We start from the raw sequence: 24,301 nt of genomic DNA on the forward strand, positions 1-24,301 counted from the left end.
GTCTATTAATACGTTGCTTTTTTTAAACTTTATAAAAAGATTGAATAAAATTAAAAGCCCTAAAATTTTTGTTGGTTTTAGGGCTTAACTAAGAAACATATTTAGCGCCATTTAGGCCCAAAAACGGTTGATTTGCTCACGTAATGCTTCTGCCGTTTTTTTACCCTTATCGCCCACTAATGCACGGCCAGCAATAAAGGCTTTGGCCTTGATACCGTTAAATAAATGGATATCCTCCGGCACGATACCGCCAGTAATGGACAGTTCTAGCCCTAAATCAGACAGTTTTCGCATTTTTTCGATATCTTCATTGGTCCAGCCAATACCGGCGAGTTCAGCATCGCGGGAGCGGTGGTAAATCGCTTGGGAAATACCTAAATCGACCCAATTTTTGGCATCTTCAAAAGTCCAATTACCATAAATTTCAATTTGGATCTCACGATTAAACTCATCGGCAACTTTTTTGCAGGCAGCAATAGTGGCAATATGCGCCGCGGCTGAGACTGTGATCCAATCTGCTCCTGCTTCAAATGCCATTCTCGATAAAATGGCTCCCCCATCGGTGGTTTTCATATCGCAAACCAGAATGTGATTAGGGTATTTTTGACGTAAAGTAGAGACCGCATTCATGCCATCAGCGAACGCTAAAATTGTACCCACCTCAATAATATCAACGAAAGTGTGTACATTTTCAGCCACTTCGAGTGCGGCAGGTAAGTTGGTTTGGTCTAATGCAATTTGGATCAAAGGCTTTGTCATTGTGATTGTCCTAAAATATTTTCATGGATTAGACGCGCAAGGCCATCACCGTTATTATCTGTAGCACAGATAGCATTCGCATGGGATTTCACCGTGTCATCGGCATTTTTCATTGCTACGCCTAGGCCCGCTAGCTCAATCATGGAGATATCGTTGTGGTTATCACCAACAGCGATAACTTGGTTTGAGTTATAACCTTGAGAGTTAAGATATTCTGCTAAACGCGTTCCTTTGTTATTGCCTTTTGCGGCAAAGTCGAAACGGTTTGACCATGATTTTTCGGCATTAAAAGTTTGTTTAATCCAAGGGGAATTTAAGAAACGTTCTAACGTAGACGGTTCACCTTCGACGACGAACTTCCAAATATAGTCAGCCTGCTGGACTTGTTCTTCAAATGAATCAATGCGATAAATTTTCGGTGGATGAGCCATGGTTGGGTCGTTAGCCCACTGTTCCATTGCACTCATGTAATCGATAGGGTCGATTTTTGAATACACCATGGCATCGGTGATGTACATCACCATTTTCAGTTTATCGTTCTGTGCTAATTCGATGAATGTCAGTGCATTCTCTTTGGTAAGGGCATTGTGCGTGATAACTTTTTCATTTTGGTAATCATAGATATAAGTACCATTGCAACAAATAATCGGCGTAGTTAGCCCGAGTTCATCATAGTAGGGACGGGCTGCAGTATGGTGGCGACCAGTGACTATCATGACGTGGCATTGTTTTGCTGCTTGTTGAATGGCTTGTTTGGCTGCAGGGTGGATCGTATGTTCTTGAGTTAAAACCGTTCCATCCAAATCAAGCGCTAATACGTTATACATAGTTGATTACCTCTATCGCTAATTAATGATTTTCTTTTATTTTCATTAAATTAGCATAATGCTTGATCAATAACCTGATAAACATCATCAATCGTGCGGCAACGGCGTAGTTTTTCAAGATCAACGCCGGTTTCACTGTCTTCATCATCGAGAACACGAGTGACTTCCATCAGACCTTCCATATGTTCATCGGATGAACTGCCTGCCAAGGTGATAAGTACGTCAACAGGCTCATCTTCGCCATCAAAAACAATCGGTTTTTCCAGTGTGACTAAAGCAAAAGCGGTTTTTAGTACCCCGTCTTCAGGCCTTGCGTGAGGAAGCGCTAAATTAGGTGCGATACAAATATAAGGCCCAAGTTTTTCAATACTGTTGATAATTGCTTTATGATAGCTAGGTTTTATCGCACCTGAAGCGATGAGCAAGTCTGTGCCTATCTTAATGGCATCACGCCAGTTATCAGCGGATGCTTGTAGCTGTATCGAATTATTGTCGATTAATGATTGTTTAAATCCCATCATTGCCTTCCTATTTTTATACATTAAGTGAATAGATACCGTTATGAGCGATATCTATACCCATGAGTGATGCTATTTATTCCCTATAAAATTGGTATGTATGATATCGAGTAGTTCATCACCAAATGAGTTGGGGTTGAGCATATTTTGTACGCCAAGAATGAATTTACCATCACCCGGATCCATTTCTGCACTAAGGTGTTTAGAGGAAACGATAATATCAGTTGCTGGTAATTTCGATTTATAATCGGAGACTGCACAAGAATCCATCACATGAGGAATGCCTTTCTTTTCGAGGTACTGGCCAATTTTCATTTTCATCATCATGGACGAGCCTTGTCCATTGCCGCAAACTGCTAAGATACGTACAGGCTTAGTACCATTATGTTCAATAGATGCAGCTTCGACTTCTTCATTGGTTTCCATTTCAGTTTCGATTGGGTTTTGTGCATCTTCTTCGGCGCGAAGTTTCTTTGCAGCAAAATACATATAGACAAGGGAGAGGGCGACAACGACAAAGAAGAAAATTTTAGAGAAGGATAAACCTTGCATAATGACAGGGAAGGCGAGCGCCCAGTCGGCCATACCCATCCAACCACTAAAGTCCGTACCTTGGCTATTAATTAAGCTGATTGCCCAAGCTGAACCCAATACTTCAATGATACCCATCACGAAACACACTTTCATGACGGCTTTCCAACCCCCAAAATGGTTGGCAAAAATACCGATAGTGGCGTTCGAGAAGAACATAGGGATAAAGCCTGGAATGATCATAATGGGGGAGTTGAATGCCAACATACCGAGTACCGCAACAAATTGCCCGATAGCACCCCACATAAAACCAAATACCATGGCATTAGGGGAGAATGCATAGATAGCGGCGCAGTCAATCGCAAGAACAGCATTGGGGATCACGCGCTCTGAAATACCTTTGAAAGCTTCAGATAATTCAGCGACAAACATGCGTACACCGGTAACAATGATTTGGATGGCAACGGCAAATTTTAAACCCGTTTCAATGATATAAATAGTCCAGTGAGTGGTACCTGCCATGGTTTGTAGGTTGGGAATGCCAAAAGAAATCAGAATAACGCCAAAGAATAAGGTCATCACAATGGCGGTGGCGGAAATGCTGTCATGGAATATATGCAACCATTTGGGCAGTTTTAAATTATCTACGCTGTCTTTTTTATCGCCCAGTTTCGGAGCAACTTTGGTTGCTATCCATGAGGCAAATTGTTGCTGATGACCAATTGAGAATCCGGCTCCACCCGTCACTTCTTGCGTCGGTTTAAACATAATATTGGAAGAAATCCCCCAATACAGCGCCATTAATACCGCAGAATAAATAATGGTTTCCCACATGCTCGTCCCGAGTACAAAATAGAAAACAGCGATCAAGCCTGCTTGTTGAAACATAATATGCCCTGTCAGCATAATGGTACGAATACCGGTGACGCGGCGGAAAAGGACTAAAAGAATATTAATTGCGAGAGCTAACAACACGGTATAGCCCACCCATGAATAGTTATCTCCCATCGCTTCCATGGTGGCCATCATTGATGTATATGGGTCAATAACTGACCCTGTAAGTCCATGGTATTCAGACATTTTTTCGATGACGGGTTTAAAACTGGACACTAAGGTACTGGCACCCACGCCAACTAGCATAAAACCAACAATCGTTTTGATTGTCCCTTTGAGGATTGTCGTGCCATCGCGCTTTAATAGCCAATAACCGATAAATGTGACTAAGCCTAATAATAGAGGCGCTTTTGTCATTACTTGGCTGTAAAAAATATAGAAAGCGTCGTATAAAAAATCCATATTTTTACCTCTAATCAAATTGTATTTGTAATTTATCTGGGTCAGAGATTAATCATATTGATCGTATCTGGTGTTATTGCGATATAATCATTTAAAGCGACTAATCAGTCTCGCAAAAATCAAATGTGATCATATGTAATCATCAATTGCTCTTTTTTGATTGTTCTCATTTGTGCGTTTTTTTACCAGCAAAAAAATAAATAAATGGCGACCTGATCACGTAAAATTTAAAATTATCTTATATATCAATAGAGTAAATTTATATTTGTCAAATGTTGTTTTTTTACCTGAGCAAAGGTTGACAATAGTAAGTGAGATAAATAGAATCAAAACCAATCACCAATAATCATTTTGAATCATAATCCATCATCAAGGTGATTATTAACTAATAAGGCGATGATTATGAATGAAGTGCAAAGACACAATGAAATATTGTCGTTATTGGAAACACATCGAGTGATCAATGTTTCTCATATTACCGAACAATTTAGTGTGTCTCCTGCAACAGCTCGTCGTGATATTTCAAAGTTAGATGAGCAAGGTAAATTGCGGAAAATCCGTAATGGCGCTGAACGTATTGAAAATAAAAAACGTAAGTGGACACCGTTAAACATTAACAGTACCGAGCACTATGAAGAAAAAGCTGAAATCGCAATTAGAGCGGCAGCGCTTTGTCTTCCTGGGGAAAGCGCTGTTATTAACTGTGGTTCTACCGCGTTTATGTTAGGGCAGCAATTATGCGGGAAAAACGTACAAATTGTGACTAATTATTTTCCATTAGCGAGCTATTTGATTGACCAAGACCATGATGACGTCATTCTAATCGGTGGGCAGTATAACAAAGCACAAAACATTTTTTTGAATCCGGCTTTGAACACGTTAATGGGCTATGCAGGTAACTGGATGTTTACTTCAGGTAAAGGGTTAACGGAAGCTGGATTATATAAAGCTGACATGCTGACTGCGGTTGCAGAGCAGCAAATGCTTGACCAAATTGATAAATTAGTTGTTGTTGTAGACAGTTCCAAAGTGGGTCATCGAACCGGAATGTTATTTTGCCCAGCTAATAAGATAGATGTTCTTATTACTGGAAGAAATGCCAACTCTGAGGTTATCAAAGCGATTGCCGCACAGGGCACGCGAGTGATACTGGTTTAATTCCGTCGTATACCTAATTTTTAACATTTAAACCAATTCAGCCTTCATGCCTTAATTTCTCGATTAAGGCATCAGGCTCCCTACATCTAAAATTCTTGAAAAAGGTATTATGACTATGAGCAAAGTTAATGAAATCACACGTGAATCTTGGATTTTAAGTACATTTCCTGAGTGGGGAACGTGGCTAAATGAAGAAATTGAAAAAACGGTTGTTGAACCTAATACCTTTTCAATGTGGTGGCTAGGATGCACAGGGATTTGGTTAAAAAGTGAGGGAAATACCAATGTTTGTATCGATTTTTGGTGTGGAACAGGGAAAAAAACACAAAAAAATCCATTGATGAATAAGCAACACCAAATGATGCGCATGGGGGGAGTTGAAGCGCTACAACCAAACTTACGAACCGCAATTTTCCCTTTAGACCCGTTTGCCATTAAAGAAGTTGATGCGATTCTAGCCTCTCATGACCATGCTGACCATATTGATGTGAATGTGGCGGCGGCGGTAATGCAAAATTGCGGCGACCACGTTAAATTTATTGGTCCTCAAGCCTGTGTGGATTTATGGATTAAGTGGGGCGTACCAGTAGAGCGTTGTGTAGTCGCCAAAGTTGGCGATGTACTGGAAGTAGGGGATATGAAAATCCGTGTGTTAGATTCATTTGACCGCACAGCATTGGTGACATTGCCACAGGGTGTTTCTTCCACTGATAAGCAAATTTTAGATGGCATGGATTCTCGTGCGGTGAACTACTTGATAGAAACAACTGGCGGCTCTATTTATCATTCCGGCGATTCACATTATTCAAACTATTATGCGGCGCATGGTAACCGTTACAATATTGATGTCGCACTGCTTTCTTTTGGCGAAAACCCACGTGGTGTGACGGATAAAATGACGTCATCGGATATTTTACGTGCAGCAGAATCATTAGATTGTGAGCGGGTTATTCCATTCCACCATGATATTTGGGCAAACTTCCAAAATGACCCGCGTGAAATAGAAGTGTTGTGGAATATGAAAAAAGAGCGTTTGCAATATAAATTTGCCCCGTTCTTCTGGCAAGTGGGTGGGAGATATACTTATCCAACAGATAAAGACCGCATGCATTATCAACATTTCCGTGGCTTTAGTGATATTTTCAAAAATGAACCTGAATTACCATATAAAGCATTTTTATAAATAATTGGCTTGTTAAGAAAAGCAGAAGGGGAAACTTTTCTGCTTTTTTATTTGGACTTAATAACGAAAAAAACCGTCACCATGAAGTGACGGTTTAAGTGATTGAATTAGAAATTATTCTTTTTCGGTTAAGATAAACATGCCGTATGGGTGGATCTGCAAATAAAGTTTTTCCCCAATAGTGGGTTGCAACTGCGTCGCATTAATTTGCAGTAACATAGATTGACCGTGCCAATCAACAGTGACCTCGTATTGAGGTCCCATATAAGCAACGTGAGTAACTGTGCAGCATTGGCTATCTTCGCCTTGCAAACTCAGTGTGATGGCTTCAGGACGAACCCCCACAGTCACCGCAGTTTTATCTGTAACAAACTGCTCTGGACGCGGTAAACGATAATTGAAAATATCCACCGAGTCAGCGCTAAGAGTTGCAGGGAAAATATTTGCATCCCCCATAAAGCTCGCCATAAATTTTGACGCTGGCTGGCGGTATAGCTCTTGCGGTGAACCTAACTGCATGATTTTCCCTTTATTCATCACTAGAACCATATCCGAAACCGCAAAAGCCTCGCTTTGGTCATGGGTGACATATAAAGAGGTGATATTGAACTGTTGCTGTAACTCACGAATTTTTTCACGCATGCTACGACGCAAATTTGCATCCAAGTTACTTAATGGCTCATCAAATAATAGCACTTTAGGCTTGAGTATCAATGCACGAGCTAAGGCTACACGCTGCTGCTGACCTCCAGAAATTTGGTCAACAAAACGGTCAGAAAAACCGGCCAAATCCACTAACTCTAATGCTTCTTCAACTCGTTTTTTAATTTCCGCTTTGGGTAATCCTAACATTTTTAAGCCATAACCGACATTATCCCCTAACGACATATGTGGGAATAGGGCGTAGGATTGGAAAACCATACAAATATCACGCTGTTGAATTGAACGGTCTGTCACATCTTCGCCATCAATAAACATGCGGCCTTCAGTGGGTTTTTCTAACCCCGCCACTAGGCGTAATACGGTAGTTTTACCGCAACCGGATGGGCCGAGTAGGGTCACCATGCTACCTTGCGGAATAGAAAGACTTAAATCATCGATGACGGTATTGTTGCCAAAGCGTTTAGTCACATTTTTTAGTTCAACAAAATTATGTTGTGTCATGTCAGTTACTCCGTGATTACTCTGCATTTTTGGCTTTGGAACGTGAAACACGGGCTTCGCCAATCAAATAGTCAAATAAGAAAATAATTGCCAACATTACGACAATCAGGATTGAGCCATAGGCAATAGCAACGCCATATTCACCGTCTTCTACACGGTTCAAAATATAGGCTGTAGCGACGCGAGTATCAGGAGTAACCAAGAATACAATCGCACTGACCGTGGTGATCGCACGGACAAAGCTATAGATCAGCGCTGATAAAATGGCTGGGCGCAACAATGGCAGTAAGATAAAGAAGATGGTACGCATTGAACCCGCCCGTAAGCTGAGAGAGGCTTCATCCAACGATTTATCAATTTGCCCTAAGCCTGCAATACCTGCACGGATCCCGACAGGAACGTTACGCATGGTCATTGATATAATAACGATAGCGGCAGTTCCCGTTAAATAAAACGGGGAATCGTTAAAGGCTAAGATGTATGACACGCCCGCAACTGTTCCTGGTACGGCAAAGCACAGCATCGTGGTAAATTCGATAGTCTTTTTACCGCGGAACTCTTGGCGAACTACGATATAGGCAATTAATAAACCGAGGATCGCGGTGATGGGGGCGGCAATACCGGCGTACAGAAGGGTATCTAACAATGATGGCCACGCACCATCGCTCATTCCTTGACCGAATAATTTAATAAAGTTATCGAAGGTTAAGGTGTAATCAACACCCCAGTTAACTGTAAAGCTACCGTAGAAAATACTGCCGTATAACAATACGTTAAATGCAACCCAAATCGCTAAGAAAGTGGTCACAGTGGCAATTAATGACGTTGGTAAAGGCTGAACATCACCACGGTAAGATTTTCCTGATACGGTGACATAGGAGCGTTTACCTATCCACATATACTGCACGCAGAAGACTAATAGTGAGAACACTAATAGTGATGCACCCAAGGTACTGGCGGCTTGATAATCCAGCTGTGAACCGGTGATATAAAAGTAAATTTGCGTTGCGAGTACGTCGAAGTTACCGCCTAAAACCAATGGGTTACTAAAGTCAGCAAGCGATTGCACAATGACGATTAAAAATGCGTTCGCCAAAGCAGGTTTCAGTAATGGCATAAACACATTAAAGAACGTTTGGTAGCGGTTTGCCCGCAGTGTGTACGACGCTTCTTCTAATGATGGATGAATGGTTTTAATTGCCCCATCTAAAATCATAAATGACATAGGGGTAAATGCGAGGACTTGAGCCAACCAAATACCGGTGAAGCCATATAACCAGTTGGTATTTTCCAGACCCATATAGGTCGCAAGGAATTCAGTAATATAGCCCGAACGCCCCATCATCAAGGTGACCCCTAAGCCAACCACAAATGGCGGAGTGACGATAGGCAAAATAGAAAAAACACGGCCAATGATGGCAGAGCGTTTAGCAATACGCGTCGTATAAATGGCTAAAATTAAGCCAAAGAAAGTACAGCCAGCCCCTACCGCTAACGATAAAAATACTGAGTTAATAATAACTTGGACAATATGAGATTGCGTCAAAATTGCCACAAAGGCGAATGGTGCAAAGTCCCCATTTCCATCAGTAAACATCGGAATGAAAATAGCGACACTCGGGAACACAATAAACAGGGTTATCAAAGCAACAACGGTGATCAGCGAGCCAATAACGAATTGGTCTCCACCGAGCCACTCAAGTCGAGTTAACGCCAGTGTCATCACCATACCCAAGGCGATAAATAGTACAATAGTTGAGTAACCTAACCCTTTTCCTTCAAAATAGGAGGTTAAGATCACCACGGCTGCGGTGACAACCGCCACGCCAATATCGAAATAATGGCGGGTTTTATGGTAACGATCCGCTGGTGTTAACGGGCGAATAAATAAAATAGAAGGCAATAAATACCAGAGCCAGCTAATGTTTAGGTTGCTCCAACCGTAAGCCGCTATGATTTCGTCTTGTGTTGAGTCAAGTACGCCATAGTCTAAGCTCCAAGAAGGCAGCAACGCGAAACCTAGCCAAGCAATCAGCAGCCAAAAAAATATGCTATCTTTTTTGGTTGAGGTCGATAAGGTTAGGGTTTGAGACATAGTTCCCCCTAAGCTCGTCATATATTGCGCTGTCACAGTGTTGGCTTCACTCCATTACCCCAGTCACATACTTTTGTATGCGTTTAGGGATAACGTCATGCGGCGCTGGCGACAACTCAAATTATTCAGAGCTTAATTAAATTTAATTTTTATTTTAGTTTAGTAAGAGCTCAGTGCGGTGGATGGCCACCGCACGAGATAGCTATTTGCTCATTTTGACTTCTGTTACCCATTTATTGATAAGGTTCTTACGGACATCAGCATCACCGTATTTGTCCATATCGTAATTAATTAGGTTTAACTCATTGAGTTTTAAAGAAATAGGAGATGACTCAGCTGTCGTATTGGTTAAGATTTGGTAAGATTTTCCTTCTTTCCAACTTAACTCTTGGGCTTCTTTCGATAAGACGAAATCAACAAACAGTTTCGCGTTATCCATATTGCGTGCATTTTTCAGGATACTGATCCCGCCAATTTCATAGCCAGTACCTTCGCATGGTGCGATAAGCTCTAATGGCGCGCCATTTTCCACTTCTAATGAATAATCATGTAAAAAGCCAATACCAATGGCCGACTCACCGCGAGCGGCGTTACGTGCTGGGGCAATACCTGACTTAGTATATTGAGAGATATTTGAGTTTAATTTTTTAAGGTAATCAAAGGCTTGCTCATTACCCCATAATTGGTCGAAAGTGGCTAATGCGGTATAAGCGGTTCCTGAACTTTGTGGGTCTGCAATTTGAATTTCGCCTTTATATTCAGGTTTGGTTAAATCTTTCCAGCAAGTTGGGATAGGTAACCCTTTCTCTTTTAGGCGGTCTTTGTTAACGCCAAACCCTAAAATACCGATGTAAACTGCGGAAGAGTAATTACCTTTACGTTTTGCAGGGTCTTGGAATTGTGGCATGATTTCAGCCAGATTTGGCGATTTGTATGGTTCAAGTAAATCCATTTCCCCTGCTTGTGAATGTGGGTCTAATGTACCGCCGTACCACACGTCAGCTTGTGGGTTTCGTTTTTCAGCTTCGATTTTGGCTAACGTACTGCCAGAACCATTACGTACAAAGGTGGTTTTGACATCATATTTCTTAGCAAAAGCTTGTGTTTCAGTTTCACACATGGCGTTAGTGGCGCTACAGTAAACAACTAAACGGCCCGCAGCATTTGCAGTGGTAGTAATAGCTGCAAGGGATAAGCCTGCAGCAACAAGCGTAGAGAGAGTTTTCAGTTTCATTGTCAGTCCTTTATTCAGGTTTTATTATCAGAGGGTGAAACAGTGCCCGCCAAATGCTCTCGTTTGCTGACATTGGCAATCAATAGAGGCATTAGCAGTAATCCCATCAAAGCCGCGGCACTGGCAAGTAAGGAAAACATGCCTGACCAACCATAATGTGCAATGACTTGAGAGAGTGGCCACCCGGCAATCGCCGCCCCTAAATAGGCGTACAAACCGAGATAACCTGTTACCGCTCCAGCTGCTTTTTTATGACAATATTCTGTTGCAGCTAGACCGATTAACATTTGTGGTCCAAAAACAAAAAATCCAATCGCAAAGAAGCATGCAGCCAATAAAGCATAGTGATGAATTGGCGTTAACCATAAGGCACTTACTGAGACACAAAGACCCAATGAAAACAGCAGGATCATAGGCGCTCGTTGGCCACGAAACAGAATATCAGAGCCCCAACCAGAGCAGAGTGCCCCTAATAATCCGCCCAGCTCAAATAACGATAATGTTGCATTCGCACTGAGTAAATTGGTGCCATGTTTCTCTGTTAACCATAGATTTCCCCAATCATTTATCGCCATGCGAATGAGATAAACCAAAATATAGGAGAAGCCCAGTAACCAAATCATACGGTTAAAAATGATGGCATCTTTTAATATCACTAGCATTGGCATTGGCGGCGATAAGCGCTCTTGGCGCAACTCCAAAACATCGTGTCGCCACTGCCCAACGCTTGGAAGCTGCTCTTCTTGCGGTGTGCCACGTAATTGACGACATAACCACAGCCCAATAATGACACCAATAACACCAGGGACAATTAAGGCCATTTGCCAACTGTATTGGGTCGCCAATAATGCGGTAAGCAAGGGTAGTAACATTCCCCCAAGGTTGATGGAGATATTCCATAATCCCCACCAAAAGCCACGTTCATTACGTGAATACCAGTGCGTTAGAATGCGTGCACAAGGCGGCCAACCCCAACCTTGGAAAAAGCCATTTAATGTCCAAACAATTAATAACGCTGGAAACGATAAGCAATAGGCAAAAATGATGTTGAGTAACCCCGTCATCACTAAGCCAACCCCCATAAACCAACGGTATCCTGTAATATCGTGGAAAATCCCTGAAAGAAACTTGGAGATTCCGTAAGTCAAATAAAACGACGTCGCTATCCAACCTATGTCACTTTTATCGAGAAACAGTTCGTTTTGCATAACAGGCATCACGAAGTTAAAACTCTTTCGTGTGAGGTAAAAAGTGGCATAACCAATAATCATTGATAGCATTAAGCGGCGACGCCAAAAACGATACGTGTTATCCAGACTCAACGTGTCTTTACCTGTCATAGGGCGGTTTCTCTTGTTAAGGAAAATGTAATCAAGTTTTTAACAAAAAGGATGAGAGAAGGTATTAGAGGGCTAGGAATTATTCCTAGTTTTGCGATGTTTTATCTTAAAATGTGGGCAAGTTAACACTTATTTGTGTTCCGTTTTGGGTTGTTAATGTCCAATCACCACCTAAGGCTCGAACTCGCTCCTCAATACCGCGCAACCCAAAGCCACTAGTGCGTTTGCTAAATGGAATGCCGACGCCATTATCATTAACAACAAGCTGGATCGAGTCACCTATTTGCTTAAGAGATATGTGGATTTGTGTGGCTTTTGCATGTTTACTGATATTGTTAAGTAACTCTTGGACGAGGCGATAAAGCGTAAACAACACTGTTTCATTGATCGGTGTTGTTTGTAAGCCATAATGAAAGTGGCATTGAATATTATTCTGTGGAAAAGAAAATTCAGCAATTAAGTGTGTTAGTGCATTTTCAAGCGACATTTCATCTAACACAGGAGGGCGCAACTGGCGCAATAATTGCCGCGTAGATTGATGAATTTGTTGCGCTAATTCATTTATTTGACTTGCTGCTTGGTGGCTGATGTCATCTGTTGCTGTTTTTTTCACTAACATCGACTGAATTTGAATCGCGGTGATATTTTGCCCAATTTCATCATGCAGCTCACGGGCAATCGCTTTTTTGATATCTTCTTCGGTATGCACGAGCTGCAACATTAAGTCGCGCCGTGTTTTTAGTTCTTCTTCTAAGCGTTGGCGATAACGTTGTAGGTTACTCGCCAGCTGTTTTTGTCGGCTAATTGCTATCCCAAGGCCAATACCAATTAAGGCTTGAGTGCTGAGAAACATTTCTAATTCTTCTAAATCAGCAAATGCACCGTGAAATTGCCGGGCAAAAGTAATGATTAAACTACCTAATAATGCAGAAAGTACGCCACCTTGCCAGCCATAACGATAAGCCATAAAAACGTTAGGAATAAACACCAGTAAGACAATTAACCGTTCAATTTCGGGAGCAAAAAATACTTGGGCGCTGAGCCCAACGACACAAAATAGAAAACACCAAACAATTAAAGAGGTTCGTAATTGCTTATCTGGCGTCCCATAATCAAGGAGCATTTGGTAGTGCTGTTCGTGTAGATATTCATAAATAAGGTAAACAAAAGGAGAAAGCAGTATCCCTCCGGTGAATGTTGTTAGGAATAATTGGCTAATGGAATAAGATGATAACCCACTGAATAATAAAGCATGTAATACACTATTTGCCGCAACGCCTGCGAGTAATAATAATAACCGCTGCCAATATAACGTATAACGCCACCAGATATTTTGAATAACAAAAGCAACACCGAGACTTAATAACGGTGATAACAGTAAAATAGGTTGGAAGAGAAGTTGCTCTGATGATAACCAAAAATTTAATATCCCTTCGCTAAGTAGCAGTGTTGGCCAGTAGCGTCGCCAAAGGATAATCATCAATGCTAGGCGTAAGCCTTGCGGCAGAAATAAAGTTGCCTGAAAACTGTTTTGACTTAAATAAAAGCCGATGATCCACAACCCAATCCATAACAGCGAATAAGTAAAAAATAAGAAGATGGATTGCAGCGTTAACCGTAAGCTTTTATTCATGCCTAAATTACCGTGAAATTAGATTATGTTCTAGCGCGTAGTGAACAAGGTCGATGGTATTTTCGCATTGCAATTTGCCTAATATATTTGCGCGGTGAACGTGCACGGTTTTATGGCTTAATTCAAGTTGCTCTGCGATCACTTTTACACTCAAGCCAGCAACTAATAAATCAAATACTTCCCGTTCCCGAGGTGTCAATTCATGTAGGCTTTGCTGTTGTTGAGGTGAGTGGCGTAGTGCTCGCATAGCATCGGAACATAAGTAGCAGCCGCCTTGGTGGACAGAGCGAACAGCTTGCACTAACTCTTCAGGGCCACAACGTTTAGTTAAATACGCGCTGGCTCCCGCATCTAAAGCACTTTGCACAAAGGCTGGGGTATCATAAATGCTCAATATAATGGTGCGAAAATCAGGCTTTTTTTGACGTAAACGTGATAAAAGCTGTAAACCGTTTTCATCTGGCATCGATATATCCATGATGGCGACATCGATATCCAAATTAAGCAAATTAGGCCAAGCTTCTTGGGCATTCGCATATTGCCCAACAACAGAAATATCGGGTTCCAGTGTTAAAAGTTGAGCGAAACCAGAACGCACAACCACGTGGTCATCAACTAAAGCGATTTTTATCATATTTTTTATCAATTTGATGAGTAGGATATTGGGAAATCTTATATCAATATCGAGAAAGATTAGCTACCAGCAGAATGTAAAATTCTGCTGTTCATCCATAATGACGAGCAATTTTTTTATTGGGGTAAAATTTTCACGCAAACTTATTCATATTGAATAATAAATGACCAAAAAACAAGGTGTATAAAAATAGCGACAGACGCCACTTTGGGGTGTCGCCAAAAGGAGACATTTATCTTATTGATAAATATAGATTTATAAATTTGATGTTTAGGGTGTCTTAAATTAGCGACAATATTGAGAAAGAGATAAACCGTTTCAGTGTATCCAGAATCACTGAATAGACGGTAAAAAATAAATTGTCTTATTTTTTAATGTGTTAAAAAATAAATTGAAAAGTTGGCACGGCATGTGCATAATAATATTCAGTTGCTCATTCAACTTCTTATGTAGGTCCAAAATTAGTTGGGTACATACCACATAAACCAAGAATGACGCCAAAGTAAGGTGCCTACCGTCCAACAGCACAGATATTCGCCTTCGGGCCTTATCAAACACAGGGCGACACGTGGAGTGAGGCACCACCTATATAATTATCTTTAATGTAAAGGCATAATTATATAAAAGCAGTAACCATCAGAATCAGAGTAGTTGTTATCGCTGGCGGGGTAAAGGTAAGTCCTTTATCCCGCCTTCCTATTTTATGCCCACCATAATGCCCGTCATACTTTGTACCACAGCGTTGTTGGCTGCTCTCGTCTACCCGAATCACATACTTATAGAGATATCTTCACTTGGCGCCTAGCTGCAATCCGAATTATTTAGGGCATAGCTGAGTGTTTTATTTTTAAAGCAAAAACTAAAGAAAAGACGAAAGAATTCATTTAATAAGACCTATCGATTCTTTTATGCTTTCGTTTATGCGAAAAAGGAACATCCGGAGCGATGAACATACCTATCTGAAAATTATCATTTTTTACCAATTAAATTGGCACGTTCATTGCTTTTAGTTGTTACACTTAGTCTGATTTTAACGCTATGGGACACATAATTTGGATTGTGCTTTTCGCATGACAACGAGTTCTGCTACCATTGCAATACGTTGAATGGGTATGAGATGAATGTATTGAGTAAATGGCGTTTTTTCCCGCGCTCCTTGCGCCAACTCGTTGTGATGGCATTTTGGCTTGTACTACTTCCTTTATTAGTACTCGCTTACCAGGCATATCAAAGTCTGGAGCAACTTAGTAACCAAGCTGCCAATATCAATAAAACCACGTTGCTTGACGCACGGCGTAGTGAAGTGATGAGTAGTCTCGCCTTAGAAATGGAACGGAGCTATCGTCAATATTGTGTGTTACAAGATCCCACCTTGCAAACGCAATATCAGAAACAGTTTGCAGATTATCAGCAAATGTTCGAGCGTCAGAAAACAATCTTACCCACTTCGTCAGACACCTCCGCATTGACTAACACTTTGGATGCACTTAAAACGGTCGCTTGTGAAAACAATGAGCCGACAGAAAAAATTACACGAGCTTTAGAACAGTTTTCTGCCGAAAATGCCTCATTAGTGCAAGAAACTCGTGATGTGATTTTTAGCCGTGGAGAACAGTTACAAAAAGCAATTGCGAATAAAGGTCAATTATTTGGCTGGCAGAGCTTAATTTTATTCTTATTAAGCGCTTTACTAGTTGCATTATTCACAAGGATGATTATTGGCCCAGTTAAAGCTATCGAACGAATGATTAACCGTCTTGGAACTGGACGCACGATAGCCAATAATATTGAGCGCTTTAAAGGCCCTAGGGAATTACGGACAATTGCGCAGCGTATTATTTGGTTAAGTGAGCGATTAGCATGGCTTGAATCACAGCGTCATGAATTTCTTCGCCATATTTCACATGAATTAAAAACACCTCTTGCAAGTATGCGTGAAGGAACGGAGTTACTTGCTGATGAGGTAGCTGGACCATTAACGGTGTCTCAAAAAGAAGTTGTAGAAATTTTGGATCACAGTAGTAAGCATCTTCAGCAACTTATTGAGCAATTACTTGACTATAATCGTAAGCTTGTAGATGACCCACCAGAAGCACAGATTGTTGATTTACAAAAGCTCATTGAAGATATCGTCAAAGCACATAACTTACCCGCACGGGCTAAAAACATCAAAACAGAAGTGCGTTTAAAAGTGGATAGCTGTTTAGCTGAACCCTCACTTCTTGGGCGAGTTATTGATAATATCTATTCCAATGCGGTGCACTATGGCGGCGAATCAGGTAATATTTGGATCTCTAGTCGCCAAACAGGCAATAAATTGCTAATTGAAGTTGCGAATACGGGTACGCCAATTCCTGAATCTGAGCAAAGCATGATTTTTGAACCTTTTTATCAAGGCTCATTACAAAGAAAAGGTGCTGTTAAAGGAAGTGGGCTAGGGCTAAGTATTGCGCAAGATTGTATTAAACAAATGGGGGGCGAGCTTTCTCTTGTTCCCACTAAATCAGCAGATGTCTGTTTTAGAATTGAACTGCCTCTAACCGCAGAGAATGAATAATGGTAAATCGGTCTACAGGTGTTTGGGCGGTACTTTACCGTAACGCATCGTTAAGTAAAAATAATCGAAGAGTACCTTATGTGATGAGACGTACAGGGCTCAATTTTGGGGCGGTCTTATTTTCCCTAATCTTAAGTGGATGTGTCGCTAAAAATGGCCAGTCACCGCTCGAAACTCTAGCGCAAGTCGTTGTGCCTGAGGTAAAAGTTACGGACTATCGGTATACATCATGTGAAACGATCTGGAACAATGACCAACCTACTGCACGGGAAAACGCGCTATTTTGGTTGCGAATGATGGATTGTGCCGATCGTACTGAAACCAGTCAAGCACGTGAGGAAGCAGGTAAAATCGAGGTAACAAACTGGTCGAGTGCATTTCAACAGAACATTTTGTTGAATTCTGCAGATCCGTCTATTGCTGAACGTCGCAAAATGCTGGATAGCATTAATACGTATAGTTTGAATTTTCCAACAGCAGTACGGCCATTATTGCAATTATGGCGTGAGCAACAGGTGCAAATTATCAACTTGTCAGATGCGGGGGCTCGTTATAAGCGCCTACAACAAGAAATGGATACAAAGCTCGACCGCTTGAAAGAAGATAATGCTAAATTGGCTTTCGAACTGAATACGACCTCCCGTAAGCTTGAAAACTTAACGGATATTGAACGTCAGCTTTCTTCTCGTAAGAAAAGCACGAACGAAACCGAAAAAGAGGTAGAAAATGGGGTTGAAGGAGATAAACCTATTTCCTCTGAAGAGCCAAAGCCTGATAGCAGCGCATCTTCTCCAGTAGAGCAAAATTCATCGGAGAATGAACAAAAATGACGAATCGTAAGTCAGCAAATTTGTTACTAGTTGACGATGACCCAAGTCTTCTGAAACTGTTAGGTATGCGTTTGAGTAGTGAAGGCTTTAAAGTCACTACCGCAGAGAGCGGCCCTGAAGCGCTAAAAATCTTACAAAAAGAAAAATTAGATTTAGTGATCAGTGATTTACGTATGGATGAAATGGATGGCATGGCGCTTTTCGATGAGATACAAAAAGCCCATCCAAACATGCCGGTCATTATATTAACAGCTCATGGCTCGATTCCTGATGCCGTCGCGGCAACACAACGAGGCGTATTTAGTTTTTTAACTAAGCCAGTCGACAAAGACGCATTATATAAAGCGATTGATGAAGCACTCGCGCTCTCTTCAACACCCATAAGTGATGAAGAGTGGAGCTCTGGTATTGTCACACGTAGCCCCTTAATGATACGCCTGTTAGAACAAGCGCATATGGTGGCACAATCTGATGTTAGCGTATTGATTAACGGGCAAAGTGGTACAGGTAAAGAGGTTTTAGCGCAGGCGATTCATAAAGCTAGCCCTAGGGCGCGTAAGCCGTTTATTGCCATTAACTGTGGTGCACTACCTGAACAATTATTAGAGTCTGAACTATTTGGGCATGCAAAAGGCGCCTTTACTGGCGCAGTTAGTAATCGCGAAGGGTTATTCTTTGCAGCCAGTGGTGGGACGTTATTTTTAGATGAAATTGGTGATATGCCAATGCCATTGCAGGTTAAATTACTGCGGGTATTGCAAGAGCGCAAAGTTCGTCCTTTAGGTAGCAACCGTGATTTAGATATTGATGTACGTATTCTGTCTGCAACTCACCGTAACCTACCAAAAGCAATGGAAAAAAATGAGTTTCGTGAGGATCTTTACTATCGTTTAAATGTGGTCAACTTACGTATTCCTGCGTTAAATGAACGTTCAGAAGATATTCCATTATTAGCTAATCATCTATTGCGTGAAGCTGCATCACGTCATAAACCTTTCGTACGTAGTTTTTCCAGTGATGCAATGAAATGCTTAATAACAGCGAGCTGGCCGGGCAATGTCCGTCAATTAGTGAATGTGATTGAACAGTGTGTTGCATTAACGACGTCTCCTGTTATAAGCGAAGCACTGGTTAGCCAAGCACTTCAAGGTGAAAATACGGCGCTACCAACATTTGTTGAAGCTCGCAATCAGTTCGAATTGAATTATCTACGTAAGTTATTACAAATGACGAAAGGAAATGTTACCCAAGCTGCCCGAATGGCAGGACGAAACCGTACAGAATTTTATAAATTACTTGGCCGTCATGATTTAGAAGCTAATGATTTTAAAGAATAAATAAGTATTATTTACCACATGGTTGTTATCGATTACATTATGTGGAATAAGGCAATTCATATTCACGCTCCGGGAGAAAAAATACCTTATGAGCCGTAAGCTTAATATTTCACTAGCACAACTTAATTGGTTAGTCGGTGACATCGAAGGCAACTGCGATCGCATGCTGCAAGTTGTGAGTGAACAAGCACCAAACACAGATATTGTCATGTTTTCAGAGCTGTCTTTGACAGGGTATCCACCAGAAGATTTAATTTTCCGAGCTGATTTCGAGGACCGCTGTTTAGTACAACTCGACCGTTTGCAAAAAGCCAGCCAAGAAACGGCGATTATTGTTGGTCACCCATGGTATGAAGGGGATGATATCTATAATGCGCTGTCCTTTTTCTATCAAGGCAAATTGCACGCTCGCTATTTTAAACAAGAGTTGCCAAATTATGGTGTGTTTGATGAACCCCGTTATTTCACTGCAGATGAAAAATCCTGTGTTGTTGAATTTAAAGGTTATCAGCTCGGTTTATTAATTTGTGAAGATATTTGGTATGACGAGCCAGTAGATGCAGTCAAAGGGGCGGGTGCTGAAATATTATTAACCATCAATGCATCTCCTTATGATATTCATAAAGAACATATTCGAACCGACTTATTAGTCGAACATTGCAAACGCACTCATATGCCAATTGTGTATCTCAACCAAGTGGGTGGGCAAGATGAATTGGTGTTTGATGGTGGCTCAAAAGTCATTGCAAATAAAGGTAAACAAATCTTTAAATTGGCAGAATTTAAAGAGCAAGTTATCACAGTTCAATTTGATGAACTTGCATTGGTGAGCGAAGGTAGCGTATTTATTGAGAATGACCCAGTTGCTCAGGTATACCAAGCTTTAGTTATGTCAACTCGTGACTACATAAATAAAAATGGTTTTAATGGTGCAATTTTAGGGCTATCAGGCGGTATTGACTCAGGGCTAACGGTGGCTATTGCGGTTGATGCTATAGGGAAAGAGCATGTGCAAGCTGTCATGATGCCATTCCGCTATACTTCTGAAATGAGTATTCACGACGCTAAAGAGCAAGCTGATTTGCTTGGGGTTGAATTCGATATCGTATCCATCGAACCGATGTTTGATGCCTTTATGGCTCAGTTAACGCCGATGTTTGAAGGAACCGCGGTTGATACCACTGAGGAAAACTTACAAGCACGTTGCCGAGCGGTTATTTTAATGGCAATGTCAAATAAACGTCGTCGCTTAGTGTTGACTACCAGTAATAAAAGTGAATCTGCTGTTGGTTATTCAACATTATATGGCGATATGGCAGGTGGTTTTGATGTGTTAAAAGATGTGCCTAAAACCCTTGTTTTTGAGTTAGCTAAATATCGTAATACATTATCTCCAGCAATTCCTCAACGTGTGATTGATAGGCCACCGTCAGCAGAACTTGCTCCAGGGCAATTAGATCAAGACAGCTTGCCGCCTTATGATGTGTTAGATGCATTATTGGAAGGCTACGTGGAAAAAGACTTGTCAGTTAATGATTTAATCAAACTTGGTTTTGATAAAGACGTGGTACGAAAAGTTGTACGTCTTGTTGATATTAATGAATATAAACGCCGTCAGGCTCCTGTTGGGCCACGTATTACGATGCGTAATTTCGGTAAAGATCGCCGCTATCCGATCACCTCAGGTTTTGGCCGTAAAAACTGGTCATAACAGGAATTATTTATGAAAAAAATTGATGCAATTATAAAGCCATTCAAACTTGATGATGTTCGTGAAGCATTGGCTGAAGTGGGTATTACCGGAATGACGGTAACTGAAGTGAAAGGCTTTGGACGTCAAAAAGGGCATACTGAGCTTTACCGTGGTGCAGAGTATATGGTTGATTTTTTACCTAAGGTTAAAATTGAAATTGTTGTCCCTGATGACATTGTTGAAAACTGTGTCGAAACCATTATGCAAACGGCCCAAACGGGCAAAATTGGCGATGGGAAGATCTTTGTTTATGATGTAGCTCGAGTGATCCGTATTCGGACTGGTGAGCAAGATGAAGAAGCGATTTAATAAATTACGTTATGTGAAAAAGCGGTAACGGAAAATACACAGGAATGGGATTAGAATTGCGTATTTATTATGCGAGTCCGTTACCGCTAAATTTAGAAAAATGGCAAACACTTAACCATTTAAACCATTTTCTTCAGTTAATATGTTTCAGAGAATGCTCTTCTAAACAGAAGAGCATTTTTTTATCCATTAATTGAGGGGTAATACTTTATGTGGTCCAAAACATTCATAGTGAATAGCATCGGCATCGACACCCATTGCAATTAGCTGTTTGCCTACGTGCTGCATAAAACCAACAGGGCCACAGAAATAGAATTGCATGTTCGGTTGCTCAATCCATTCACGTACCAATTCTAAATTCATTAAACCTTCATATTGGTAATCAAACCCGAGACGATCTTCCTCTCTTGGTTGATTAAACCAAATCGCAGATTGGCTGGTTTGTTGTTTTGCTAATAGTTGTTGAATTTCGTGCCTAAAGGCATGAACAGCACCATTTTCAGCGGCATGGAACCAATTAACTTGAGCATTGTGACCTTGTTCTGTTAGATGATTTAACATACTCAGCATTGGGGTTAAACCAACGCCTGCAGAGATCAAGGTAACAGGTGTCTGGCCATCAACATCAATGAAGAAATCACCACAGGGTGGGGCGAGTAGTACATGGTCACCTTCATTTAATTGTTGATGTAAGAAATTAGAAACTGAGCCTTGTTCTTCACGTTTTACTGCAATACGGTAGCTACGGCCATTAGGCGCAGTCGTCAGTGAGTATTGGCGGATTTCTTGGTTTTCAAATCCCTGGTTGTTGACATAAATAGTGATATATTGGCCTGGGCGGTAATCCGCGACAGGTTTCCCATCGACAGGTACGAATTCAAAACTGGTGATCACATCACTTTGGGGCTGTTTTTGTTTCAATTTAAATTCACGTAAACCTTCCCAGCCCCCAATTTTATCTGCATTCTCTTGGTAAATTACTGCTTCACGACCAATAAAGATATCAGCTAAGACCCCGTAAGCTCTTCCCCAAGCATCAAGTACTTCTTGGCCTGGGCTAAGTAGTTCATCGATAGCCGCCAGTAAATTTTCCCCAACAATAGGGTAATGCTCAGGTTTGATATTTAAACTAACGTGTTTTTGGGCAATTTTTTCAACCGCTGAAATCAGTGCTTCAGGGGTTTCAATATTTACCGCATAAGCACAAATAGCGTTGAATAGAGCTTCACGTTGGTCGCCATTCATTTGGTGAGTCATGTTAAAAATATCTTTTAGTTCAGGGTGTTGTTTAAACATCCGATCATAAAAATGTGCGGTTAGTTTTGGCCCTGTTTCAGCAATGGCAGGAATGGTGGATTTAACAATGGCGATGGTTTGGCTATCTAGCATACAGGTGCTCCTGAATTATTTTCATGTTCTCATCGTAGTGATCGTAAGGCGTCAGTTTTTAGTTTTGTACAAACATATCCTTTTACATCATTGGGATAAGTATATTTCATCCCAATAAATCACTCTTTTTTGAGAGACATAAAGTTTATTTATAAACATGTATTTTAAATACAACTTATAATATTTAAGGTTTTATGTAAAGACTCAAACTGGGAAAATATGTCGGAATTAAGCACACAATGAGAAGGGGCTAGCAAATCTGGATGTTTCTACGTTAAAAATTAAAATTTAAGCTATTTTATAGTGGAGCCTTCAGAAGCAAATGAAGTGAAAAAAATTAATGCAATCGTTTGCGTATATTTTTTCTTTAGGGCTATCTCAAGAGAGAAAAAGAGTTTACACTGTGTGTCATTGCGATGAATCGATTTTCAACCTATTGAATTGCTGAGGCAGGAGAAGCGAATGTTAAAGCGTGAAATGAATATTGCTGACTACGATCCAAAATTATGGGAAGCAATGGAGCAAGAAGTACAACGTCAAGAAGAACACATTGAATTAATTGCTTCTGAAAACTATACCAGTCCACGAGTCATGCAGGCTCAAGGTTCTCAGCTAACCAATAAATATGCAGAAGGCTACCCAGGCAAACGCTACTATGGCGGTTGTGAGTATGTTGATGTGGTAGAACAATTAGCGATTGACCGTGCGAAAGAACTATTTGGTGCTGACTATGCGAACGTGCAACCGCACTCAGGTTCACAAGCTAACGCTGCTGTTTACATGGCGTTATTACAGCCAGGTGATACTGTTCTGGGGATGAATCTGGCACATGGTGGTCACTTAACTCACGGTTCACCAGTTAACTTCTCAGGTAAACTGTACAACATCGTGCCTTATGGCATCGATGAAAGCGGTAAAATTGACTACGATGATATCAAAGCGCAAGCTGAAAAACATAAACCAAAAATGATTATCGGTGGTTTTTCTGCGTATTCAGGTGTGGTTGATTGGGCAAAAATGCGTGAAATCGCAGATGGCATTGGTGCTTATCTGTTTGTGGATATGGCTCACGTAGCAGGTTTGATTGCTGCTGGTGTTTATCCAAACCCAGTGCCTCACGCACATGTTGTGACGACAACAACACATAAAACTTTAGCAGGTCCACGTGGTGGATTAATTTTAGCTAAAGGTGGTGACGAAGAGTTATACAAAAAAATCAACTCAGCCGTATTCCCAGGTTCTCAAGGTGGCCCTTTAATGCATGTGATTGCAGGTAAAGCGGTTGCATTGAAAGAAGCGATGGAACCAGAATTCAAAGTTTACCAACAACAAGTGGCTAAAAATGCCAAAGCAATGGTCGACGTTTTCCAAAAACGTGGCTATAAAGTCGTATCTGGTGGAACGGAAAACCATTTGTTCTTAGTGGATTTAGTAGACAAAGATATCACAGGTAAAGATGCAGATGCTGCACTGGGCCGTGCGAATATCACAGTTAACAAAAACAGTGTACCTAACGATCCTAAGAGCCCATTCGTAACGTCTGGTGTACGTATCGGTTCTCCTGCAATTACACGCCGCGGCTTTAAAGAAGCAGAAGCGAGTGAGCTAGCGGGCTGGATGTGTGATATCCTAGACAACCTCAATGACGAAGCGACCATTGAGAGCGTAAAACAAAAAGTATTAGCAATTTGCAAGAAATACCCAGTTTACGCATAATTTAAACGACAATTCGTGATTAAAACCCGCTTCTACAT

The 24,301-nt window shown here is 41.1% G+C and carries 19 protein-coding genes; 8 read left to right on the plus strand and 11 right to left on the minus strand.

The genetic code is table 11. From position 1 onward, the window contains the following. Positions 1–111: 111 nt before the first annotated feature. From P3L37_RS06605 to P3L37_RS06620, 4 genes are all read right to left on the minus strand, one after another. Positions 112–759, minus strand: a complete 648-nt coding sequence (locus P3L37_RS06605) for a 3-keto-L-gulonate-6-phosphate decarboxylase UlaD (protein ID WP_109911456.1) — start codon at positions 757–759, stop codon at positions 112–114. Continuing rightward, positions 756–1,586 carry a Cof-type HAD-IIB family hydrolase gene (locus P3L37_RS06610; protein ID WP_238562710.1) on the minus strand — a complete coding sequence of 277 codons (831 nt, stop codon included), beginning with the start codon at positions 1,584–1,586 and terminating at the stop codon, positions 756–758. Before P3L37_RS06610 ends, P3L37_RS06605 begins: the two co-directional genes overlap by 4 nt. A gap of 50 nt (positions 1,587–1,636) precedes the next feature. Then, entirely contained in the window at positions 1,637–2,104 is a 468-nt protein-coding gene (locus P3L37_RS06615; protein WP_109911458.1) for a PTS sugar transporter subunit IIA, read from the minus strand. 72 nt (positions 2,105–2,176) lie between these two features. After that, positions 2,177–3,931, minus strand: coding sequence for a PTS ascorbate-specific subunit IIBC (locus P3L37_RS06620; RefSeq protein WP_238562711.1), 1,755 nt, complete (start codon positions 3,929–3,931; stop codon positions 2,177–2,179). Positions 3,932–4,333: 402 nt separating this feature from the next. On the opposite strand from P3L37_RS06620, the gene ulaR reads away from it, so the two are divergent. Both ulaR and ulaG read left to right on the plus strand, forming a co-directional pair. Next, the gene (gene ulaR, locus P3L37_RS06625; RefSeq protein ID WP_238562712.1) at positions 4,334–5,089 is read left to right on the plus strand and encodes an HTH-type transcriptional regulator UlaR; all 756 of its coding nucleotides are present in this window, start codon (positions 4,334–4,336) and stop codon (positions 5,087–5,089) included. Between the two features lie 115 nt (positions 5,090–5,204). Next, positions 5,205–6,272, plus strand: coding sequence for an L-ascorbate 6-phosphate lactonase (gene ulaG, locus P3L37_RS06630; protein WP_110732038.1), 1,068 nt, complete (start codon positions 5,205–5,207; stop codon positions 6,270–6,272). A 114-nt stretch (positions 6,273–6,386) separates the two neighbouring features. Here ulaG and fbpC read toward each other — a convergent pair whose 3' ends face one another. From fbpC to P3L37_RS06660, 6 genes are all read right to left on the minus strand, one after another. Beyond that, a complete protein-coding gene (gene fbpC, locus P3L37_RS06635) occupies positions 6,387–7,436 on the minus strand; it encodes a ferric ABC transporter ATP-binding protein (protein WP_123382552.1) in 1,050 nt (349 codons plus the stop codon). Positions 7,437–7,452: 16 nt separating this feature from the next. Beyond that, a complete protein-coding gene (locus tag P3L37_RS06640) occupies positions 7,453–9,531 on the minus strand; it encodes an ABC transporter permease (RefSeq protein WP_109911463.1) in 2,079 nt (692 codons plus the stop codon). Positions 9,532–9,733: 202 nt separating this feature from the next. Next, positions 9,734–10,765 carry an ABC transporter substrate-binding protein gene (locus P3L37_RS06645; RefSeq protein WP_004912741.1) on the minus strand — a complete coding sequence of 344 codons (1,032 nt, stop codon included), beginning with the start codon at positions 10,763–10,765 and terminating at the stop codon, positions 9,734–9,736. Between the two features lie 14 nt (positions 10,766–10,779). Further along, positions 10,780–12,132 (minus strand): MFS transporter family glucose-6-phosphate receptor UhpC, encoded by a 1,353-nt coding sequence (gene uhpC / locus P3L37_RS06650; RefSeq protein WP_226537939.1) that lies wholly within the window; start codon positions 12,130–12,132, stop codon positions 10,780–10,782. A 79-nt stretch (positions 12,133–12,211) separates the two neighbouring features. Continuing rightward, positions 12,212–13,738, minus strand: a complete 1,527-nt coding sequence (locus P3L37_RS06655; RefSeq protein ID WP_109911465.1) for an MASE1 domain-containing protein — start codon at positions 13,736–13,738, stop codon at positions 12,212–12,214. Between the two features lie 7 nt (positions 13,739–13,745). Then, complete coding sequence (locus P3L37_RS06660) at positions 13,746–14,372, minus strand: response regulator transcription factor (protein ID WP_109911466.1); 627 nt, start codon at positions 14,370–14,372, stop codon at positions 13,746–13,748. Between the two features lie 1,117 nt (positions 14,373–15,489). On the opposite strand from P3L37_RS06660, the gene P3L37_RS06665 reads away from it, so the two are divergent. The 5 genes from P3L37_RS06665 to glnB all read left to right on the plus strand — a co-directional run bounded on the left by P3L37_RS06665 (position 15,490) and on the right by glnB (position 21,158). After that, positions 15,490–16,929 (plus strand): sensor histidine kinase, encoded by a 1,440-nt coding sequence (locus tag P3L37_RS06665; RefSeq protein WP_004912732.1) that lies wholly within the window; start codon positions 15,490–15,492, stop codon positions 16,927–16,929. Next, positions 16,929–17,759, plus strand: coding sequence for a two-component system QseEF-associated lipoprotein QseG (gene qseG, locus P3L37_RS06670; RefSeq protein WP_109911468.1), 831 nt, complete (start codon positions 16,929–16,931; stop codon positions 17,757–17,759). The genes P3L37_RS06665 and qseG overlap by 1 nt, the downstream gene beginning before the upstream one ends. Further along, on the plus strand, positions 17,756–19,096 hold the full coding sequence (gene glrR / locus P3L37_RS06675) for a two-component system response regulator GlrR (RefSeq protein ID WP_004912726.1): 1,341 nt from the start codon (positions 17,756–17,758) through the stop codon (positions 19,094–19,096). The genes qseG and glrR overlap by 4 nt, the downstream gene beginning before the upstream one ends. 88 nt (positions 19,097–19,184) lie before the next feature. After that, entirely contained in the window at positions 19,185–20,807 is a 1,623-nt protein-coding gene (locus tag P3L37_RS06680; RefSeq protein WP_004912723.1) for an NAD+ synthase, read from the plus strand. 12 nt (positions 20,808–20,819) lie between these two features. Further along, a complete protein-coding gene (gene glnB, locus P3L37_RS06685) occupies positions 20,820–21,158 on the plus strand; it encodes a nitrogen regulatory protein P-II (protein ID WP_004912721.1) in 339 nt (112 codons plus the stop codon). Positions 21,159–21,347: 189 nt separating this feature from the next. Here the strand turns inward: glnB and hmpA are convergent, their stop codons facing one another. Then, the gene (gene hmpA, locus P3L37_RS06690) at positions 21,348–22,547 is read right to left on the minus strand and encodes an NO-inducible flavohemoprotein (protein WP_004912719.1); all 1,200 of its coding nucleotides are present in this window, start codon (positions 22,545–22,547) and stop codon (positions 21,348–21,350) included. Positions 22,548–23,009: 462 nt separating this feature from the next. On the opposite strand from hmpA, the gene glyA reads away from it, so the two are divergent. Next, entirely contained in the window at positions 23,010–24,263 is a 1,254-nt protein-coding gene (glyA, locus tag P3L37_RS06695) for a serine hydroxymethyltransferase (protein WP_004912718.1), read from the plus strand. Positions 24,264–24,301 lie beyond the last annotated feature (38 nt).

Source organism: Providencia sp. PROV114 (genome assembly GCF_032704305.1).
Lineage (GTDB): Bacteria > Pseudomonadota > Gammaproteobacteria > Enterobacterales > Enterobacteriaceae > Providencia > Providencia rettgeri.

What these genes read in the sequence shown, in the direction of transcription:
- P3L37_RS06605 (WP_109911456.1), bottom strand. Translation starts at nt 759, where the DNA reads ATGACAAAGCCTTTGATCCAAATTGCATTAGACCAAACCAACTTACCT.
- P3L37_RS06610 (WP_238562710.1), bottom strand. Translation starts at nt 1,586, where the DNA reads ATGTATAACGTATTAGCGCTTGATTTGGATGGAACGGTTTTAACTCAA.
- P3L37_RS06615 (WP_109911458.1), bottom strand. Translation starts at nt 2,104, where the DNA reads ATGGGATTTAAACAATCATTAATCGACAATAATTCGATACAGCTACAA.
- P3L37_RS06620 (WP_238562711.1), bottom strand. Translation starts at nt 3,931, where the DNA reads ATGGATTTTTTATACGACGCTTTCTATATTTTTTACAGCCAAGTAATG.
- ulaR (WP_238562712.1), top strand. Translation starts at nt 4,334, where the DNA reads ATGAATGAAGTGCAAAGACACAATGAAATATTGTCGTTATTGGAAACA.
- ulaG (WP_110732038.1), top strand. Translation starts at nt 5,205, where the DNA reads ATGAGCAAAGTTAATGAAATCACACGTGAATCTTGGATTTTAAGTACA.
- fbpC (WP_123382552.1), bottom strand. Translation starts at nt 7,436, where the DNA reads ATGACACAACATAATTTTGTTGAACTAAAAAATGTGACTAAACGCTTT.
- P3L37_RS06640 (WP_109911463.1), bottom strand. Translation starts at nt 9,531, where the DNA reads ATGTCTCAAACCCTAACCTTATCGACCTCAACCAAAAAAGATAGCATA.
- P3L37_RS06645 (WP_004912741.1), bottom strand. Translation starts at nt 10,765, where the DNA reads ATGAAACTGAAAACTCTCTCTACGCTTGTTGCTGCAGGCTTATCCCTT.
- P3L37_RS06655 (WP_109911465.1), bottom strand. Translation starts at nt 13,738, where the DNA reads ATGAATAAAAGCTTACGGTTAACGCTGCAATCCATCTTCTTATTTTTT.
- P3L37_RS06660 (WP_109911466.1), bottom strand. Translation starts at nt 14,372, where the DNA reads ATGATAAAAATCGCTTTAGTTGATGACCACGTGGTTGTGCGTTCTGGT.
- P3L37_RS06665 (WP_004912732.1), top strand. Translation starts at nt 15,490, where the DNA reads ATGAATGTATTGAGTAAATGGCGTTTTTTCCCGCGCTCCTTGCGCCAA.
- qseG (WP_109911468.1), top strand. Translation starts at nt 16,929, where the DNA reads ATGGTAAATCGGTCTACAGGTGTTTGGGCGGTACTTTACCGTAACGCA.
- glrR (WP_004912726.1), top strand. Translation starts at nt 17,756, where the DNA reads ATGACGAATCGTAAGTCAGCAAATTTGTTACTAGTTGACGATGACCCA.
- P3L37_RS06680 (WP_004912723.1), top strand. Translation starts at nt 19,185, where the DNA reads ATGAGCCGTAAGCTTAATATTTCACTAGCACAACTTAATTGGTTAGTC.
- glnB (WP_004912721.1), top strand. Translation starts at nt 20,820, where the DNA reads ATGAAAAAAATTGATGCAATTATAAAGCCATTCAAACTTGATGATGTT.
- hmpA (WP_004912719.1), bottom strand. Translation starts at nt 22,547, where the DNA reads ATGCTAGATAGCCAAACCATCGCCATTGTTAAATCCACCATTCCTGCC.
- glyA (WP_004912718.1), top strand. Translation starts at nt 23,010, where the DNA reads ATGTTAAAGCGTGAAATGAATATTGCTGACTACGATCCAAAATTATGG.